Raw genomic sequence first — 16,393 nt, 5'->3', positions numbered from 1 at the left:
AGCAGCCCGGCGGTCGGGCCCGGCTCGGAGTGCAGCGGTGTCGTGCCGGAGACGAAAGCGATGCGCCATCCAGGCGTTAGTGCGACGTGAGCGGCGGATGGGAGTGTCGACGCGTCTGCGGGAGGCTGCCGAGTCTCCGTGCGGCGAGGCCGGGCCGAGTGGCTCGGGGCTGCGACAACACGCTCGGAGGATAACGATGAGAAGAACGAAGGCTGCCGTCGTCACTGGTGCTCTGCTTGCCGGCCTGTTCGCAGCATCGGCCGCACCCGCGCAGGCCGACACGTGCAAGCGCGCCGGGCTCCAGGTCGTCTGCGAGTACACGGTTCTGGAGGTGACCCTTCCTGGCAGCGTCCGCCAGGAGTTCGTTGTCGGCTCCGACCGCGCCGTGTGGACCCGTTGGACCGATGCGTCCGGACGGTGGGGCAGCTGGATGTCCATGGGCGGCCGCGCGAGAAGCGCGGTCGGACTGGCGAAGGGTTACATCAACGGTGGAGAGTTCAGCCTGCTGGTGATCGGCGATGACAACGGATTCTGGGCCAATGATCGCGATGCCCATGGCAACTGGAGCGGCTGGCACGCCTGGGACGGTTGCTGCGGCTAAGGCCCCCTGTGACTCCTCTTTGGCAGCAGGGCAGTAACTGGTCTGTATCGCCTCCCAGGCTCCTCCCTGGGGAGGCGCTGACCCAAGTTGGCCCCGGCGACCGCACGTCAGCCAGCGGGTAGCAGTCGCCTGCTCCCGGCAACGTGCGTACCTCCCGGCCTGGGGAGACGGGCAGAGCCCTGTTATCGTGCGCCGATGTCAACGATCAAGCAGTTCCAGGTGACCTTCGACTGCGCGGAGCCCGCGCCACTCGCCGCGTTCTGGTGCGAGGTGCTCGGATACGTCCTTCCTGCGGTTCCGGAGGGCTTCGCCACGTGGGAGGAGTACCACCACTCGCTACCGCCCGAGGACGAGGTCTACTTCGCGTGCACCGATCCCTCGGGTGCGGGCCCGCGCTTGCTCTTCCAGCGTGTTCCGGAAGCCAAGATCGTCAAGAACCGGGTGCATCTCGATGTGCGCGTCGGCACAGGGCTCGTGGGTGATGAGCGCCTGGCCACCCTCGAAGCCGAATGCGCACGGCTGATGGCACTCGGGGCGACACACGTGCTGACGCAGCGCGCCGACGGCGTCAACGAGTCGTGCATCACGATGCAGGACATCGAGGGCAACGAGTTCTGCCTCGCCTGATCCGCCGCCAAGACGGCGAGACGGGGAGCCGTCTCCTCAGGTCGCTCTCGTGCTGGAGATCGTTCTCGCTGACCAGGGAACTCATGCCGTCTCCTGGTGGGCGAGCAGTCCGGCGCCAGGGTAGTACTTGATCGAATTCGACAAGATCATCTCTTCGGGGAGCAAGGCCGAGCAGTTCGCGGGCCCGGGCGGCGCACGTGCGGGTTCGCGGGCTGTTCGGAGCTCTGCTGCTACAGGTCGAACTCGAGGTGCTCGATGTCCGTGAAGCGGACCTCCTCCAGGGAGCCGGCGCGACGGCCGCCGTCCTGGAAGTACACCTCCTTCAGCGCTTCGGCCGCGATCTGCTGGAGCTGGGCGTCGCCGGCACCGCGTTCCTGGGCCTCGAAGAGTCGGGCGGCGTACTGCGGGGGCAGGGCAACGGTCAGGTGCCGGATGCGGTCCTGGTCCGTGGACCCGATCGGCGCGGTGTAGCCCATGCGGGCGCGGGTGTCGATGACGATGCCGTCCGTGGAGGCCGCCTTGGCCTTGGCCTTTGCCCGGATCTGGGGCTGCCAGCGTTTCTTCACCTCCCGCTCCAGGCGCGAGGCGAGGTCCGGGCGGGGCTTCTTGATCTCGTTCTTCACGTACCGCTCGACGGTGCGCTGGGAGATCCGCAGCATCTGGGCGACCGCCTTGGTGCCCTTGAGCTGCCGGACCAGGTAGCGCATCTGCGCGCCGGCCGACTTCGGCGCCGGACGCGTGAACGCCTTCTGCACCGCGGCCTCCAGGCCGTCCCCGAACAGGCTCATCGTGGCCGTCTCCTACTCTCCGTTGTCGGCGTCGGTGACGGTGCCGTCCTTGATGTACCGGGCCAGGTTGAGCTCCGGCGCGTCGAACCGCTCGCGGACCTCCTCGCCCCACAGGACGTCCTGCGTGCCCTCGTGCTTGACCAGGCCGGGGTTGATGCCGAGCTTGAACCCGCCGGGCAGCGGCTTGCCCTCCCGGTAGGGCAGGAAGTCCAGCGGGCTCGGCCCGTTCGAGGCGTAGACGACGCAGTCGGACAGGATCGCGATCGGGTACTGCCCGGTGAACGCCGCGTGCCTGACGATCTTCCTGTGGAGGTTGATTCGGGTGCGGGAGATGACCGCCGCCCGGATGTCCGGCCGCCACGTCGGGCGCGACAGGGCACGCCACGGCTCGCCGGGCCGCCAGCCCTCGCCCCGGGGCCGCTCGCGCAGCTTCCCCAGGCCGCCCTTCACCGTCGCCTTGATGGCCGCGGTGACGATCGCCAGCTCGGGGTCGCGGGCCTTGTAGCCGTCCATCGCCGCGAGGAAGTCGGCCGGCTGCAGGTCGGCGACGACGCCGAGGTCGGCCATCGTGGCGAGGTAGGCGTCGCGCAGCCGGTTGTACCAACCGTCCAGGTAGCGGCCGTTCTCCCGCCGCACCCACGCCTCCGCCGGCTTCACCTCGTAGCCGAGCTCCACCGCGTAGGCCACGGTGGGTGTCGCGTACCAGGCCGGCCCCTCGGGGGCCTCGCCCTTCGGCGTGAACGGGCTCGGCAGCAGGCTGCCGTCCAGCTCCACCCACTCCTTGCCGGCCTTCACGCGGGACAGGTCGACGTGCGAGAGGTCGACCAGCCACGAGCCCGGCAGCTTCGGGTCGAACGTGGGGTTCGTGAGGTGCGTCGCTTCGCCGAGGCCGACCGACAGGCCGTTGGCGCCGGCGGCGAAGGCCATGTTGACGTCGATGCCGACCAGGTGGCGCAGGGTGCACTCCGCGTCGGTCATCGGACGGGCCCAGTCGTACGCCTCCTCGAACAGCTTCTCCGCCGGGCCGCGCACGTGGAAGCGGGGCACGTCCTTGAGGACGGGGTGGCCGTCGGGGACCTCGCACGGCGGCCAGTTCATCGGGTCGATGGCGTCCTTGCCGAGCGAGCCGGGGTTGTGCTCGGAGTGCCGCTTCCCCGTCGCGTCCGGCTCGGAGGCGCGGGTCGGCGGGTGCAGGGCGGTCATCAGCTCCAGGCCGGTCACCGCGGTGGAACCGCGCGGCGTCATCACCCGCGAGGCGTACACGCCCAGGACGCGGGCGAGCTCCGACGGCGGGAGCTGCTCGGCCTCACCCCAGTGCCGGGCGTCGAGCGCGTTCCAGGACGGAATGCACAGCTGCACGCAGGCCCGCTCCGAGCCCGTGGCGGGGCGGTAGATCCGCGCCCACGGCCCGAAGCCCCTCTTCGTCAGCTTCCACTCCGCGCGTGCGAGCTGCTTGACGACCTTGTGGCCCTCCGGGATCCGCCCGGCGTGCTTCTCCTCCTGAGTGAGCGTGACGGGCAGGCCGTAGCGCTCCAGGGCGGCCTCGGTGAGCACGATCAGCGGGTCGGCGTCCTTGCCGGGCCCGGCAAGCTTCGGCTGTCCGAGCTTGGCCTCGCGCAGCGTCCAGTCGACCAGGGCCGGGATGCTCTTGGCGGGCACGTCCAGGACGAGGCCGCCGGTGCAGTACGCCAGCACCTTCCCGTCCTCCACGTCGACGACAGCGAGCGGGCCGTTCTCGAACCGCGGGTCGGTGCCGGCCGCCGGGATACCGGCCGGGGCCGCCTTCTTCGCGCCCGGGCGGCGCGGCGAAGACGACGGCCTGGTGCGCGCCGGACCGGGGGCCGGAGCAGCGGAAACGGGGGTAGGGGGCTGAGGGTTCGCGGTTGCAGTCATGGCCGCAGCCTCTGACGCCGCCTCGGACGTCTCCCCTGCGGACAGGGGCTGCGCTTCCGCCGGGGCGGGCGGGGCGGTGAACGTGGCCGGATCCGCAGCGTCGGCAGCGGGCGCGGGGGTGGCCGGAACTGCAGCGTCGGCAGCGGACGCGGGGGTGGCCATGTCGGCTGGGGCGGCGGGGTAGAGCTCCGCGAGCTTGTCCAGCAGTCGCGCGTAGGCGTCGCGCTCGGGCGGGCGGGGCTCGGTCTTGCCGGACTCCCAGCCGGACACCGTGGCGCGGCGCACCCTCAGCGCGGTGGCCACTTCGTCGATCGTCAGGCCGTGCGCGGCACGAAGCCGCTTGCGCTCGGCCGGTGGCGGCAGCGCGGCGCGGGACGCGAGCAGCGCGTCGACCGCGTCGAACAACTCGGACATGGAGCACCTCCTGAGCACTCACCCTACCCATGGGGCGTACGTTTCCCGCACCAACAGCGTACAGATGGCGTACATCGTCTCGATCGAGCGACGTGGCACTCCACGCTGCCGTCCGCGGCGGTGCCCGCTGTGGCGTCGCCGCCGCCACCGTCGCGGCTTCCCCTCGCCGGACGCTCCGTGGTCCAGGCAGGCGGCTTGAGCTGGGTGGCGCTCGTTGTGGGTGCAGCCGCGCTGTGCCGGGATGCTGGGCAGGACGGTGCTTCGGCCGGCCCGGCTTCCGGCCGGCGATGGTGCTGCGGGACAGGCCGCGGCCGTGGAGGGCCGCGCCTCTGAGCCGAGGCGCTGGGCGTCAGCGGGCAGCAGGATCGGAACGATGCGGGCCAGCCGCTCCGGCCGCTCCGGGCCGAGCCCGCGAGTGGCCTCACGCAGCCGCAGCTGGGTGTCGACGAAGCCGCTGCCGCTCTCGGCCGCCGCGAGGGGCGGAGGCGTTCGGTTGTCTCCGTCGATCGGGGCAGCTCGGTGTCGGCCCTTGCGTCTGCTCGGGTACAGCGACATCGGTCCTGCCGGACCGACTCAGGGCAAGCTTTGCCTGTCCGGGTGGTCCGGCTCCGTGGCGAGGGAGGGTGCCGTAGGCTCCGCGCCATCACGTGAACGGCGCCGCTTGATCCGCACCGGGCGGGGTAACGGAGGGCCATGGCCACCGACCACGTTTCCGCCGTAGCAAGCAACGATACGCATCCCGTGATCGACGTCGAAGCCCTTGCGGGCCTTCTCGACGGCAAGTACGCCGGGATCCGCGACCTCGTCCGGACCAATCTTGCTGTTCACTCCTCCGTGTTGGAGGACGCCGAGCTACTCGGCGTAGACGCGTTCCGCGAGCGAGTGCGTGACATCGTGGTCGAGATGGCCGGCACCGGCCAGACCGGTATGGGCTTCCCGGCAGCGTACGGCGGCGGTGACGACATCGGCGCCTCTGTCGCCGCCTTCGAAACACTCGCTTTCGGTGATCTGTCGGTACTGATCAAGGTCGGTGTGCAGTTCGGCCTGTTCGGCGGCGCGATCTTGCACCTGGGTACCGGGCGTCACCACGACGCCTACTTGCCGGACATCATCGCCGGACGGCTCATGGGCTGCTTCGCGATGACCGAGACCGGTCACGGCTCCAACGTCCAGGCGCTCGGCACAGTGGCCCGGTACGACGCCGAGGCGCAGGAGTTCGTCGTCACCACCGAAGGAGACGCCGCCCGCAAGGACTACATCGGCAACGCGGCCCGCCACGCCGAGCTGGCGGTCGTCTTCGCCCAGCTGCAGGTGGGCGAAGAAGCCCGCGGCGTGCACGCGCTGGTGGTGCCGATCCGGTCCGGGGGAAAGGTCCTGCCCGGCGTCGAGATCGAGGACGACGGCCGCAAGATGGGTCTCAACGGCGTCGACAACGGCCGGATCCGCTTCGAAGGGGTCCGGGTGCCGCGCGAGGCACTGCTCAACCGCTTTGCCGATGTCACGCCCGAGGGCGTGTACGTCAGCTCCATCGACAATCCCAACCGCCGCTTCTTCACCATGCTCGGAACGCTCGTCCAGGGCCGGGTCTGTGTCGGCGGCGCCGGGGTGAACGTTGCCAAGGTGGCCCTCACGCTCGCCGTCAAGTACGCCGTGCGTCGGCGCCAGTTCGAGGCTCCCTCGGGCGCCGGGGAACAGCTCCTCCTGGACTACGGACTGCACCAGCGCCGGTTGCTGCCGCTGCTCGCCCGCACGTACGCGCTGCATTTCGCGCAGGACGTCGTCCGGGAACAGCTGCACGACGTCTTCTCCGGCCACGAGGACGACCCGCAGGCACGGCGGCGGCTGGAGTCGCGGGCCGCCGGCATCAAGGCACTCGGCACCTGGCACGCCACCCGTACGGTGCAGGAGTGCCGCGAGGCGTGCGGGGGCGCCGGCTATCTGGCGGTGAACCGCTTCGCCGCGCTCAAGGCCGACAGCGACGTCTTCACCACCTTCGAGGGCGACAACCACGTGCTGCTCCAGCTCGTGGCGAAGGGCCTGCTCACCGATCACGCCAGTGAGTTCGAGGACCTGGACCAGCTTGGCGTGGTCCGCTACGTCACCGGCCTCGCCGTCGAGACCCTCATCGAGAAGGCGTCCGTCCACAAGCTCCTGGAACGCGTCCGCGACCTGCTGCCCGGCGGTGACGAAGGGAACCGCGAGGCCGGGCTGCTCGACTCGGAGTACCACCTGGCCATGCTGCGCTATCGCGAGGAGCACATGCTCGCCGGGCTGGCCCGCCGGCTCAAGCGCGGCATCGACCGGGACGGTGATCCCGGCGCCGTCTTCTCGTACGTGCAGGACCATGTGATCGCGCTCGCCCATGCGCACGTCGAGCGACTGGTGCTGGAAGCGTTCGTCGACGCCCTCCGATCCCTGCCCGACGACGGCAACAAGCGCGCGCTGGGGTTGCTCTGCGACCTGTTCGCGCTGTCGACGATCGAGGCGGACCGGGCCTGGTTCATGGAACACGGTCAGCTGACCGTCCAGCGTTCCAAGGCGATCAGCCGAGAAGTGAACGACCTCTGCCGCAAGGTTCGGCCCCTGGCCGTCGACCTGGTCGACGCCTGGGGCATCCCGCCCGAGATGCTGCGGGCGCCGGACCTGCTCGGCTAAGGCCTCCTGACGGCACTCTATGGAGTCAGCGGGTTCCCTGAGACCTCACGGTGGCGCGGTCACTGCGGCTTCTCCACCGTGGAGGTGAGTTCGATGAGAAGTTCGGAGGCGGTTCGGAGGCGGTTCGGAGGCGGCGAGGGGATCGAGGCCACCGAACCGGGCGGCGCCTGGTTCATCGGGTCGTGAAAGTCCTCCCTGATCCAGATGGCTGTCAGCTCCGCAGTGGCCGTGTAGTCGGTGTCGTGGATGTCGGGACCGTCGCCCGGTTTCGCAGGCACGACCTGGCTGGGATCGGCGTCTGGCGGATGCGGCGATCGGGGCAGGCCTGAGCCGATCGACCACCTGAGCGTCGTTCGCGCCAACCGCGACACCCTGTACTCCGATTCCGTGCTCGACCTGGACGCGGGCCCGGCGACCATCAGGCTGCCCGACCCCGGGGACCGGTTCCTGTCGATGATCCTGATCAACGAGGTCCACCACATCGCCGGCGTCGAGTACGGAGGCGGGTCGTACCGCGTCACGCGCGAGCAGGTCGGGACCCGCTACGTGATGGTCGGCACTCGCACGATGGTCAACCCCGGCATCGCCGGCGACATTGCGGCCGCCCACGCGCTTCAGGACTCCATGCGCATCGACCAGCCCGGAGGGCCCGGAAGCCTCGACCTGCCTGCCTGGGACCAGGCTTCCCAGAAGCGGATCCGGGACGCTCTGGTCATTCTCAGCGAGGGACTTCCTGACCTCGCGCACGCATTCGGCGCGCCCGGGCAAGTCGATCCGGTCCGCCACCTGATCGCCAGCGCGAGCGCGTGGGGCGGCAACCCCGACAAGGACGCCACCTACCTCAACGTGACCCCTGACCAGAACGACGGCGACACCGTCTACCGGCTCACCGTGGGCGAGGTGCCGGTCGACGGGTTCTGGTCGATCAGCGTGTACAACAGCGACGGCTATTTCGAGCAGAACACCGACGATGTCTACACCCCGACCGCCTCGCACAGTCTCCGGGCCACGGAGAACGCCACCCTGGAACCAGTGAACAGGGCGCATTAACGACCGGCGCACACAGCGAGCAGCACCATCGTGCACGGGGCACTCCGCTGGCCGTCCCTGCGCCCGTCCGGAACACACCACCCCTGCGGCCGAACCCTCAGCCAGGCGAATCCGGCTTGCACCCCGGGCCAAGGGAAACCGGCCCGCACCACGAGCCAGGGGGAAACCGGCCCGCACCCCGACGCCCCCGCCCGCATCGCCGGACCGCCGTGCGGCCTCAGCACGCACCACGCGGCCGACGGAGCGACACAAGGGCGAGGCCGGCCCTGGTCAAGGCATCAGCGATTGTTACGTCTTCCACTGGTCAGCCCCAGGGCCCGTCGCCTGCGATCGCTCCCGTCCGGCCGAATCTCTCAGCTGTGGGCAAGCCGTCCGATCCGGACTCTCGCCACCGCGCGAGCCTCCCGCCCCCGGGGCAAGCCCTGGGCGCACCGGCCTGGGCAAGCCTGCGTACACCGTGGGCAAACCGGTTGCCCGGCAGACTGTTCCCGGGGCGGGCGCTGGGCGCTCAACGGGCCCGGGTTTCTTCCCGCTCAGCGTCGGCAGGGCCCACAGCGGAGTGCGGGGACGTTTGGGCGGGTCAGCACGCGCGTTTGAGTGGGTCAGCGCGCAATATTTTACGTATGTCACGTACTTTTGAAGAACTTGTCGCCGAAGCCGAGTCGGCTTCCGTGGAAGGCTGGGACTTCTCCTGGCTGGATGGCAGGGCAACCGAGGAGCGCCCGTCGTGGGCCTATCAGCAGGCGATGAGTCGGCGGCTCGCGGTGGTGTCGGCGGCCCTCGACATTCAGACCGGTGGCGGAGAGGTTCTGGCCGGGGCGGAGAAGCTGCCGCCCACCATGGCCGCGACCGAGTCCTGGGCGCCGAACGTGGCCAAGGCAACCAGGCTGCTGCACCCGCGCGGGGCGGTGGTCGTGGCCGACCCGGACGAGCCGCCGTTGCCGTTCGCCGATGAGGCGTTCGACCTGGTGACCAGTCGGCATCCCGCGACGGTGTGGTGGTCGGAGATCGCGCGGGTGTTGCGGCCGGGAGGGACGTACTTCGCCCAGCACGTGGGGCCTGCCAGCATGTGGGAGCTGGTGGAGTACTTCCTGGGGCCGCAGCCCGAGGCACGCCGGAAACGGCACCCTGACGACGAGACCGCCGCGGCGAAGGCCGCCGGCCTGGAGATCGTCGATGTGCGCACGGAGCGGCTGAGGACGGAGTTCTTCGACGTCGGCGCCGTGATCTACTTCCTGCGCAAGGTGATCTGGACGGTGCCCGGTTTCACGGTCGAGCAGTACCGCGGCCGCCTGCACGAGCTGCACGAGAAGATCCAGGATGAGGGCCCCTTCGTCGCCCACTCCTCCAGAACCCTCGTCGAGGCACGCAAGGCCTGACCACACGCGGGAGGCCGCGGAGGTGGACGTGTCCTCGTGGGCGGCGGTTCGGCCGATGGCTCAAGCGGGTGATCCACCCGGCGGATTCGCTTCGAGACCCCGTCGTCGAAGTACGGGCAGTGGACACGGCGTCGGTCACCTTCGGCTGATCGTCATCTGCGAGCCGTAGAGCCGCGCAGGCCGTTAGCAACGAACGGCCGGACGACTCCTAGCTGATGCGGAGGGCGCCCCTGAGAGGGCCTCGCCGGTCCGGTCGAGGTGCTGTTCGAGGTTGTCTACGGCCGTAGGGCGCTCCTGCACGGTGGGGCGGGCTTGCTCCCGCCATGTATCTCGTACAGGTGCGGAATTCGGGTTCCGTGTGACACCGGCATCGAAAAACCCAGTTCCCTCTCCCCCTCGCCCGCGGCGGCCGGTCCGTCCACAGTGACGCGGTTCGAGGGTGTCCTCGGGGCCGCCGCGACGAGCTTCGCGCCGGCGGCCTCGACGAGCTCGTGGACCAGTTTGGTCGCCAGGGCGGACTTGCCGGCCAAGCTGACCCCGCCAGCCCTCGCGGGTACCTGGGCCGCCGAAGAGGGCGGCACGCTCACGCTGACGAGCGACGGGCGGGCAGCAGCCGTCAAGCTGGTGACGTACGACTTGGACGAGCAGACGTATCCCTGCAACGGCACGGGAACCTGGCACCACGATCCCGGAATGAATCAGTGCAGGGAAAGACCGGCACCGGCTTCGTGGCACGCGCGTTCCCAGGAGAGGCCGGCGCCCCTGTCCTCTACGCCGATGGCCCGTGCGTGGACACAATCGTCGTTCACACCCGGTGAGGACACGGGCGTCACGAGCAGGCCGGGCATCTCCCACGGGAGGCGATGCGGGCCTCGGCTGAGCTGCACCCGTTGCACAGGAACGCTGCGTGGCCTGAGATGATACGCAAGGCGTCCGCCCTACTCATCGCACTGTTCACCGTGCTCGGCGTCAGTGTCCTGTCGACCGGCACGGCCAACGCCGCCGGCAACCGGCTCTACAGCCTGGGCAGCTGCGCCACTCCCGAGGGCAACAGCACCGCCAACGGGGCCGTCATCACCGTCTGGTCGTGCACGGGCAGCAACCTGCAGAACTGGCACTGGCTCAACCAGCACATCGTGCACGACGTCAGCGGGAAGTGCCTGACCCCACGCGGCAACGCCTCCGCCACCAATGGCACGGTCCTCACCCTGTGGACCTGCGACTGGAGCGACAGCAGCCCGCAGGTGTTCGTCGGCAACTCCGGCCGGACGTGGACCAAATTCGGTGGCAAGTGCATCACGAACAAGGGGAACTCCTCCGACATCGGAACCTGGCTGACCCTGTGGACCTGCAACCCGGAGTTCAACACCGCCCAGGCATGGGGCCTCGTCTACTGACGAGGCCGCGGCGGGGTGGGGCGGTCCACGCCCTCACCCCGCACCCCTCCTTGCCGGCTCCCTCGCTCCCCCGAGCCGCCGTCTCGTCTGCTCGGGCCCAGGCGGCAGCCACGCCCTCCGTCATTTACGTGGGCACCGTGACGCTCCAGGTGAAGCACTCCGGGAAGTGTCTTGAGGTGGCCGGCTGGCGCACCCGGAACGGCGCCCCCGCGCGGCTTTGGACGTGCACCGACCAGCCCAGCCAGTACTTCTCCATCACGGCAGCGTGAGCCCTGGGCGGGGCGCCGGGCAGCCGCCCGAGGCCCGCCATTTCCCACGGATGGACAGCCTTCCGCGCCGGACAGGCACGAGGCGCCCCACGACCGCACCTCCGCCCTGGCCGCACAGCTGCCGCCTTCATCCGAATGAGCACCTCGGCATGAGCGGCGGGCTGGTCGTCTCCACAAGCGCTCGCCGTCCGGAGGTGGCTGTCGTCGCGTGCCGCAGGCGGTTGTGGCGTGGTCGGCGCATACCCTCGGCAGCAGTGGCCGTGATCGACAGCCGGCGAAGGGTCTTGATGGTGGAACCGCACGAGAGGGTGCTGTCAGCCCTGGTCGCCCGGGCGCATCTGGTGTCCGGCCGGGACCTGGCGGAGCTCGTTTTCGAGTCGGGTCGGCTGCTGGGCTTGTCGGCCACCGCGGTGTACGTGGCGGATCTGCAGCAGGTCTCCCTGGTGGCGCTTCCGCAGCCCTTGGCGCCTGCGGACCCCGCGCTCGATGTCGACGGCTCGCTTGCGGGACTCGCCTACCGAGCGGAGCGGACTCAGCGGTCGGCGGACGGCGGCACGCTGTGGGTGACGATGGTCGACGGTGTCGAACGGCTCGGTGTCCTGAAGGCGACGGCCGAGCGCTTCGACGACGAACTGGTGGGCCGGTGTGAGTCGCTGGCCGGGGTGGTGGCGCTGCTGCTGGTGTCGAAATCCACGCACAACGATGTACTGGTCGAGTTGGAACGGCGCAGGGCGATGACGGTGCAGGCCGAGTTGGTGTGGGCGTTTCTGCCTCCGCGGACCATCGGTACGTCGCGGGTGACGTCGTCCGCGGTGCTGGAGCCGGCTTATGACATCGGCGGGGACGCGTTCGACCACAGCTTCGTCGACGGGACGCTGCATCTGACCTTGCTGGACGCGATGGGCCACGACCTCGCTTCGGGGGGTGCGAGCGCGGCAGGGCTGGCCGCGTGTCGTGCCACCCGGCGCGCGGGCGGTTCGCTGACGGACATCATCTCGGCGATCGATGCCATCTTGAACGAGTGGTTCACCGACCGGCTGATGACAGCAGTCATTGCCCATCTCGATACCGAGGACGGAACGCTGACGTGGGTCAACTGCGCGCATCCGCCCCCGCTGCTGATCCGCGGGGGCCGTGTGCGGCACGGCATGTTGGAGCGGCAGGCCGAATTGCCGCTCGGCTGGGGGTTTCACACCGGGGCACCGCCTACCGTGCATCGCGTGCAGCTCGAGCCAGGCGACCGGGTGCTGATCTACAGCGACGGTGTCATCGAGGCGCGGTCTGCCGTCGGCGACCTCTTCGGTGAGCAACGGCTGGCCGACACCGTGATTCGCGCGACCGCCGCCGGCGACCCCGCGCCCGAAGCGCTCCGTCGTCTGGTCCAAGAACTCCTCCAGCACCAGGACCACAGGCTCCGCGACGACGCCACCATCATCCTCGCCGAATGGCACCCCCACCAGGACTGACGCCGACCCCGCCCTACGCCGGGCGGGTCGCTCTCTCACCGGCCTCCGTGCTCCCGCGCGATCACGGAGGCCGTCCGCCTGGGCTGGGAGACAGTCGCAGGGGTGTGCTTGGGCAGGGGTGTGCTGGAGGACGACGCGATGCCCCGTCGGAGGCGGAACGGTGCGAGCAGCCGAGGCGGCACTGTCCGCGCCCTACCACCGAAGGGCCGCCGGGGCTCGAACCGCGTTCACGCCCGTCCTGCACTGGCGCGCCCTGCCTGCCGATGAAGGTCCCACCTTCGGCGCTGTCGTGCCGCGCCCGGAGCAGCGCGAAGAGGCCGAAAACGCGATCCGGCGGCTCCAGCGGGCGCTCTCTGACATCGCCACCAACGGACCGGCTGCCGGCCGCCCCCACCTCTGGCACTGCGGCTCGGGCCACCCCGTCAACGCACTTGCGGTGCGGTGACGCCTGTCACCTCCGTACCGACTTCCGCATCGAAGCCCCCGCCAACTCCCTGCTACACAGGAACACGCGCTGACGGCTGCCGGCGGTCGGCACGGGCGGGGCTGTTCCACGGCACGCGCCTGTGGGAGCCTGGGAGGACACCAGCCTGGTCTGGTAGGAGACCCCGAACCGCCCGCGCAGGCTCTCCGCGGAGGGCCGGGACGCGGTTCGGGTGGTCTTGCTGGTCTGTGCGTGACCCCACGTCACGCGCCTGGCACCCCGCTGCCGGGGTGCACTTGGGCTCGACCCCGTAAGAAAAGGGGCGAACCATGAGCGATCTCACCTTCACCACCCGCGAAACCCCCCACACCGTCACCCTCATCCTGTCCGGGGAAATCGACCTCTCGTCCCGGGACGCCCTCGACGCAGCCACCCGAGTGACCCCGCCCGCAGGCGCAGCGCTGTGCCTGGACATGTCCGCGGTGACCTTCATGGACTCCTCCGGACTGAACTTCCTGCTCATCCTCCACCGCCGACTCGCCGAACACGGCAGCCCCCTCGTTCTCACCGGCATCCAGCAAGAGCCGATGCGGGTCCTTACCCTGACCGGCGCGGACGCCATCCTGTTACCTCCCGGCGAGCGCGCCCCCCATCCCCGCACCGTGTCGCACTCCGGCCCCTTGAACCTCACTCGGCCTTCCGGCCGGTGAGGGCTCCTTCCCGGCTTACGTCGGTGACCACGTAGCGGGCGCGGCCGGTGGGGTCGAGGCGGGTGATCGCGTCCCAGACACCGCGGGCCGGGGCAGAGCCGACGGCGGCCAGAAACCTCTCTGTGAAGAAGGCTCGTGCGTCACGGCGCCGACAGCCTCAACGGAGCGTACGTCGGCCGCCGCCTCGGGCAAGGCCTCGATCGCTGCTCACCGTCGTCGCCTCGCCTCCGTCGCCAGCCCGCCGACCCCGGCCGGAGCCTGCCGCCCGTCCCCGCCACGTCGTCCAGGACTGCTGACCGAGCGGGTGCCTGCCCAGATGCGGGCCCGCAGCCGACCACTGGACTCAGCACCGCCACCACGGACGGCGCCGCCTGCGGGAAGGGGAGGACCGCAGGCGGCACGCCGGCCCGTCGCCGCCCACGACTCGGGGAAGTCCGCAGACGGCGACGCTCCCGCCCGTCTGCCCGAGATTCCCTGAGCCAAACCTGGATTTTCCGGTGCGAAACATGTGCATGGCGGCCCGGCCTGGGGGCACAAGGGCCCCGAGCGGATGGGGCCGCTCACCGGGCCCGCGGCTTCCCCCTTCCGCGGGGCCCGACCGGGTGGACGACCGGCCCGCATATGTGGTGTGTGCGGGCCGGTCACCCGAACCGGCCATGCCGCACACCCCGAACCTCTCACGGTGTCCGCAAACGGCGGCGCTGTCGGCGCCCGCCCCCCGACACACGCCCCATCCCCGCACGGATGTGGTGGGCATGGCGGTCGGATTCGGGGGCACGCGGACGGGGAGCGCATGGGACCGCTCACGCTGGGCCCGCGGCCTCCCCCGTCCGCGAGGCTCGGCATGGTGGAGACCGGCCCGCACTTGTGGTGGGTGCGGGCCGGTCCACTGCGCCGGCCCGGATGCGGGGCCGTGATCATCTCCCTGCGGGCCCGGCTGCCACCGCTCCGCGGCCGGCGCGGTCGGTGCCCGAGGCTGGGTCGGCTGCCGCGGGCGGCGCCATCGTCGCCGAGGCCTGGGCGCGAGCGCGTTGGTGTGTGCGGGTGGCGCCAGCGAGACGCTGAGGCCGATGTCCTACGGCTCGCCAGAATCTTTGGTCCCGGCGTCGTCTCCTTGCGGATCGGCCCTGCGCATTGACAGGAGGACGGAGCGGATGGCACCGGGTGGGCTGCGGGCAGACGGCAAGGGTGGCGACGACGGTGTTCACGAACGCTGGTCGGGACTGCTCAACCGTGCGACCGGGGACCCCGGCTATCGGGATGAGTGGTTCGAGGAGCAGTGCGGCGGATGCGCGTTCTGGATCGCATTGAGCGGCGAGTGGGGCCGGGACTGCGGAGCGTGCACCCGCGCCGGCTCGCCGTTCGACGGGCATGTGCGTTTCGAGCACGACGGCTGCGAAGGCTTCCTCGCCCGGACCGACGGCACGTTCGGCTGAAGGCTTGCCGGGCCCGACGTCGCGCAAAGGCTTCGCGGACAGTTCAGCAGCCCGCGCACCTTGCCCCGGAAGTCTCGTTCCGTGCCTCCCCCAGAGACGATGGCCCCCTCCACGACCGTCTCTTCCGGATCGTGTCCAAGGCTTCGACAGGCAACGGAAGCGTCACTGCGCTCTGTCACCGCCGTGTTTAGGGAGGGATTCGGTGAGCAGGAGGGGTTCAAGACCAATCCGGTTACTTCACGAGGAGGTCCCCATGTCGGGCACGGAGAAGAGCAAGGCCCACGCCGAGCAGGCCAAGGGCAAGGCCAAGGAGACCGTCGGCCGCGCCGTCGGCAACGAACGCATGACCGCCGAAGGCCGCGCCGACCAGGCCAAGGGCAACGCCCGCCACGCCAAGGAAGACATCAAGGACACCTTCCGCCACTGAACCGCCCCACCCCCGCCACCAGGCCCCGACCACTCCCCCGGTCGGGGCCTGGTGGCATGCCGGATCCACCCCTGCACCGTCCTTGCCCCGCGTCCGTGAGCCGCAGATCCCGGCTTTCCAGGGAGAGGGAAGGAGCTGACGTTCGCCGACGCCGACGCGATCCCGGCCATGCTGCGCGAACTGTGCCCGGTCTCATGCCGGCGGCTGCATGCAGCCGCCGAGCCCCGGGGCTGCGTCCGTCGGTCGGGATCTATGAACTGCGAGGCCGGATAGTGCCGTTCACGATCTACTGCCTTCATATCCAGCCGGTTCCCCGGCGGCCGCCGTTTCGCCGGCCGCAGCCGCCCCCGGCGCCCCGGGCTTCTTCGTGAAGGAGCCCGGGGCACCGGATGGCACAAGTACGCCCTGCTCGGGTCGTAACGCCTTGGTCCTGGAGGGATGACGGCCGTGGGCATCGTCGAGGAAGCCATGCCGGCCGCCACTGAGCTGACAGGGCGAGAGAGGAACGCTTCAGCAATCGGCAAGGAGACGTGCGGGAGCACCGGCCGGGAGGCTGGGCAGTTCTTGTTCGTCTGCTCTCACCGACAGGACTGTTTCGTGCGTATGCGTAGCACCAGGGTCGCCGCTGTCGGCGCGGCCCGCCCCTCTTCGTACGGGACCGGTCTCCACCCTGGGACCGGACGCGCCCGGCCGCATCCTCAGCCCCCTCCCCCGCAGCTCGGTTGGTCCGATCGGGGGTTCCGAGCAGCGAAGGAACGTCCTAGAGCACATGATGGTGCTCGCCCGGCGGAAGAGAGGTGCCACATGGGGCCGAGCGATGAATCCAGGCGCGAAGAGGAATCCCCGCATCCGGCAGA

At 70.2% G+C, this 16,393-nt stretch carries 14 protein-coding genes; 11 read left to right on the top strand and 3 right to left on the bottom strand.

Annotation, left to right across the window (positions count from 1 at the left end):
- The first annotated feature begins 196 nt into the window (after window positions 1-196).
- Complete coding sequence (locus ACGF1Z_RS34905; RefSeq protein ID WP_393010566.1) at window positions 197-601, top strand: hypothetical protein; 405 nt, start codon at window positions 197-199, stop codon at window positions 599-601.
- Window positions 602-796: 195 nt separating this feature from the next.
- A complete protein-coding gene (locus ACGF1Z_RS34900; RefSeq protein WP_393010564.1) occupies window positions 797-1,228 on the top strand; it encodes a VOC family protein in 432 nt (143 codons plus the stop codon).
- A 230-nt stretch (window positions 1,229-1,458) separates the two neighbouring features.
- Here ACGF1Z_RS34900 and tpg read toward each other — a convergent pair whose 3' ends face one another.
- Both tpg and tap read right to left on the bottom strand, forming a co-directional pair.
- Window positions 1,459-2,016, bottom strand: a complete 558-nt coding sequence (tpg, locus tag ACGF1Z_RS34895; RefSeq protein WP_393010562.1) for a telomere-protecting terminal protein Tpg — start codon at window positions 2,014-2,016, stop codon at window positions 1,459-1,461.
- 12 nt (window positions 2,017-2,028) lie between these two features.
- Entirely contained in the window at window positions 2,029-4,323 is a 2,295-nt protein-coding gene (gene tap / locus ACGF1Z_RS34890) for a telomere-associated protein Tap (RefSeq protein ID WP_393010560.1), read from the bottom strand.
- Window positions 4,324-5,016: 693 nt separating this feature from the next.
- Between tap and ACGF1Z_RS34885 the strand changes: the two genes are divergently transcribed.
- Window positions 5,017-6,978: an acyl-CoA dehydrogenase gene (locus tag ACGF1Z_RS34885; RefSeq protein WP_393010558.1), complete on the top strand. Its 1,962-nt coding sequence runs from the start codon at window positions 5,017-5,019 to the stop codon at window positions 6,976-6,978.
- A 59-nt stretch (window positions 6,979-7,037) separates the two neighbouring features.
- On the opposite strand, the gene ACGF1Z_RS34880 is transcribed toward ACGF1Z_RS34885, so the two are convergent.
- Window positions 7,038-7,256, bottom strand: coding sequence for a hypothetical protein (locus ACGF1Z_RS34880; RefSeq protein WP_393010619.1), 219 nt, complete (start codon window positions 7,254-7,256; stop codon window positions 7,038-7,040).
- Here ACGF1Z_RS34880 and ACGF1Z_RS34875 point away from each other — a divergent pair.
- From ACGF1Z_RS34875 to ACGF1Z_RS34840, 8 genes are all read left to right on the top strand, one after another.
- Window positions 7,225-8,028, top strand: a complete 804-nt coding sequence (locus ACGF1Z_RS34875) for a DUF1254 domain-containing protein (RefSeq protein ID WP_393010556.1) — start codon at window positions 7,225-7,227, stop codon at window positions 8,026-8,028. The two genes, ACGF1Z_RS34880 and ACGF1Z_RS34875, sit on opposite strands and share 32 nt — an antisense overlap.
- A gap of 623 nt (window positions 8,029-8,651) precedes the next feature.
- Window positions 8,652-9,407, top strand: a complete 756-nt coding sequence (locus ACGF1Z_RS34870; RefSeq protein ID WP_393010555.1) for a class I SAM-dependent methyltransferase — start codon at window positions 8,652-8,654, stop codon at window positions 9,405-9,407.
- 917 nt (window positions 9,408-10,324) lie between these two features.
- Window positions 10,325-10,804 carry an RICIN domain-containing protein gene (locus ACGF1Z_RS34865; protein WP_393010553.1) on the top strand — a complete coding sequence of 160 codons (480 nt, stop codon included), beginning with the start codon at window positions 10,325-10,327 and terminating at the stop codon, window positions 10,802-10,804.
- Window positions 10,786-11,073, top strand: coding sequence for an RICIN domain-containing protein (locus ACGF1Z_RS34860; RefSeq protein ID WP_393010551.1), 288 nt, complete (start codon window positions 10,786-10,788; stop codon window positions 11,071-11,073). Before ACGF1Z_RS34865 ends, ACGF1Z_RS34860 begins: the two co-directional genes overlap by 19 nt.
- Window positions 11,074-11,327: 254 nt before the next feature.
- Entirely contained in the window at window positions 11,328-12,539 is a 1,212-nt protein-coding gene (locus ACGF1Z_RS34855) for a PP2C family protein-serine/threonine phosphatase (RefSeq protein WP_393010549.1), read from the top strand.
- A 753-nt stretch (window positions 12,540-13,292) separates the two neighbouring features.
- Window positions 13,293-13,673, top strand: a complete 381-nt coding sequence (locus tag ACGF1Z_RS34850; RefSeq protein WP_393010547.1) for an STAS domain-containing protein — start codon at window positions 13,293-13,295, stop codon at window positions 13,671-13,673.
- A gap of 1,154 nt (window positions 13,674-14,827) precedes the next feature.
- The gene (locus ACGF1Z_RS34845; RefSeq protein WP_393010545.1) at window positions 14,828-15,109 is read left to right on the top strand and encodes a DUF3027 domain-containing protein; all 282 of its coding nucleotides are present in this window, start codon (window positions 14,828-14,830) and stop codon (window positions 15,107-15,109) included.
- 253 nt (window positions 15,110-15,362) lie between these two features.
- Window positions 15,363-15,536: a CsbD family protein gene (locus tag ACGF1Z_RS34840; RefSeq protein ID WP_393010543.1), complete on the top strand. Its 174-nt coding sequence runs from the start codon at window positions 15,363-15,365 to the stop codon at window positions 15,534-15,536.
- Window positions 15,537-16,393: the final 857 nt, after the last annotated feature.

Source organism: Streptomyces sp. NPDC048018, from assembly GCF_043202995.1.
GTDB lineage: Bacteria > Actinomycetota > Actinomycetes > Streptomycetales > Streptomycetaceae > Streptomyces.
This window is presented reverse-complemented; position numbering and strand designations above follow the sequence as displayed.

Excerpts from the sequence above, each read along its gene's own strand:
- ACGF1Z_RS34905 (WP_393010566.1), top strand. The coding sequence starts at position 197 with ATGAGAAGAACGAAGGCTGCCGTCGTCACTGGTGCTCTGCTTGCCGGC.
- ACGF1Z_RS34900 (WP_393010564.1), top strand. The coding sequence starts at position 797 with ATGTCAACGATCAAGCAGTTCCAGGTGACCTTCGACTGCGCGGAGCCC.
- tpg (WP_393010562.1), bottom strand. The coding sequence starts at position 2,016 with ATGAGCCTGTTCGGGGACGGCCTGGAGGCCGCGGTGCAGAAGGCGTTC.
- tap (WP_393010560.1), bottom strand. The coding sequence starts at position 4,323 with ATGTCCGAGTTGTTCGACGCGGTCGACGCGCTGCTCGCGTCCCGCGCC.
- ACGF1Z_RS34885 (WP_393010558.1), top strand. The coding sequence starts at position 5,017 with ATGGCCACCGACCACGTTTCCGCCGTAGCAAGCAACGATACGCATCCC.
- ACGF1Z_RS34875 (WP_393010556.1), top strand. The coding sequence starts at position 7,225 with ATGTCGGGACCGTCGCCCGGTTTCGCAGGCACGACCTGGCTGGGATCG.
- ACGF1Z_RS34870 (WP_393010555.1), top strand. The coding sequence starts at position 8,652 with ATGTCACGTACTTTTGAAGAACTTGTCGCCGAAGCCGAGTCGGCTTCC.
- ACGF1Z_RS34865 (WP_393010553.1), top strand. The coding sequence starts at position 10,325 with ATGATACGCAAGGCGTCCGCCCTACTCATCGCACTGTTCACCGTGCTC.
- ACGF1Z_RS34860 (WP_393010551.1), top strand. The coding sequence starts at position 10,786 with ATGGGGCCTCGTCTACTGACGAGGCCGCGGCGGGGTGGGGCGGTCCAC.
- ACGF1Z_RS34850 (WP_393010547.1), top strand. The coding sequence starts at position 13,293 with ATGAGCGATCTCACCTTCACCACCCGCGAAACCCCCCACACCGTCACC.
- ACGF1Z_RS34845 (WP_393010545.1), top strand. The coding sequence starts at position 14,828 with ATGGCACCGGGTGGGCTGCGGGCAGACGGCAAGGGTGGCGACGACGGT.
- ACGF1Z_RS34840 (WP_393010543.1), top strand. The coding sequence starts at position 15,363 with ATGTCGGGCACGGAGAAGAGCAAGGCCCACGCCGAGCAGGCCAAGGGC.